General features: G+C 37.5%; 1 protein-coding gene. It reads right to left on the bottom strand.

The genetic code is table 11. The features are described 5' to 3' along the window. Positions 1–148 precede the first annotated feature (148 nt). Positions 149–1,261 (bottom strand): IS4 family transposase, encoded by a 1,113-nt coding sequence (locus LQ50_RS24010; protein ID WP_034634276.1) that lies wholly within the window; start codon positions 1,259–1,261, stop codon positions 149–151. Positions 1,262–1,403 lie beyond the last annotated feature (142 nt).

The raw sequence follows: 1,403 nt of genomic DNA, 5'->3' as shown, positions 1-1,403 counted from the left end.
CACTAGTGTTGCGTAAATATTGACTGAATTTTCAGTTTTGAAATCCTCCCTGATTAGAGCCAAAAAAGTAAATACCTAAGCAAAGGTGGCTCCATCCATTTGGAAAATTATTTACAATTAGACAGTTGCGACGACGACAGTTTGTTTATTAAGGAATGGCTTTTCCTTCAATTTTCCGAAGCCAAATATGTGCCGGCTTCCACAAAGCTGCTTTTAGATAACGACTAATTTGTAGGGTTTTTCGCTTACTTTTCGTCTCGATTTGTACGAGAACATGTAGGCAAAAAACGATTAATGCGATAAACACTTGATTGTGGATCGCCCACTCACTTTGACCGTAGAACTTTTTGATACTGAGATGCTGCTTAATCCATTTGAAAAACAACTCAATCGCCCAGCGCGATTTATACATCTCTGAAATCTCTTCGGCACTTAAATCAAAACGATTTGTAAGTAACTGAAGTTCATTTCCTTTGGAATCAAGCACTCTGAGAAGACGAAAGTAATTCTCGGCACGGTTTTGAGTCGTACCAATCAACACCATTTGATCGGACAGAACAGTCGTACCCTCGGGTCGTTTAAAATCGTAGACTTCTCGTACGACTGCGTTTTTGCGCAGCCTGGATAGAAAAAAATAGCCATCATCTGTCATGCGATCAAAACGTTCATAGTCTAAATAGCCACGGTCAAACACATACATGCATTCCTTGTCATCTACCATAATTTCTAGCTGACCACGATCATGTTCCTTTGCCGTTGTTAGTACAGCCTTTTCAGGATAGGAAATCCCTTTTTCCATAAACACAAGGCGCAAATGCAGCTTTACTCCTGCTTTTGTTTTCCGAAATTCTGCCCATTTATGATTGGTTAAATTAAGTGGCAATGTGCTTGAGTCAATGATTTTTAACGGCATGATAAGCTTCGTATAATGTGTTTTTGCATGAATTTGTGCGACCAAATCAAGGAAAAGCCTTTGGAATAAATCTGGATTCATCCCATTTAATCGTCGTGAAAGCTGAGAAATACTAATGGAATCAAGATCAATGCCTGTCTGTAGTTGATCATCAAAAAGACAATCACTCAAAGCGTGGAGGCTTTCAACTTCTTCTAGCTGCGCAAAGAGTAGTAATTTAAGAAATGATTCCGTCGTTAATTTCTTTGTATAGTAATCTAATTTCATGCTTTTCACCTGTTCTTCAAATAGTTGAAGAACAGGTGAAAACCATTGTCCAAATGACGTTTTTCGTGTAATCTTGTCCATAGAGTCGGTCCTTTTTTAGTGGATTTGGACGGGTTACCACCTGACTAATCCATTATAAAGGACTTTTTCTTTGCATAAAATAATTTTATTGAACATTTTGAGTATTTTTAATATTGAATTTATATTAATGCAACACTAGTGT

The sequence above is a fragment of the Halalkalibacter okhensis genome (assembly GCF_000787375.1).
GTDB lineage: Bacteria > Bacillota > Bacilli > Bacillales > Bacillaceae_D > Halalkalibacter > Halalkalibacter okhensis.
This window is presented reverse-complemented; position numbering and strand designations above follow the sequence as displayed.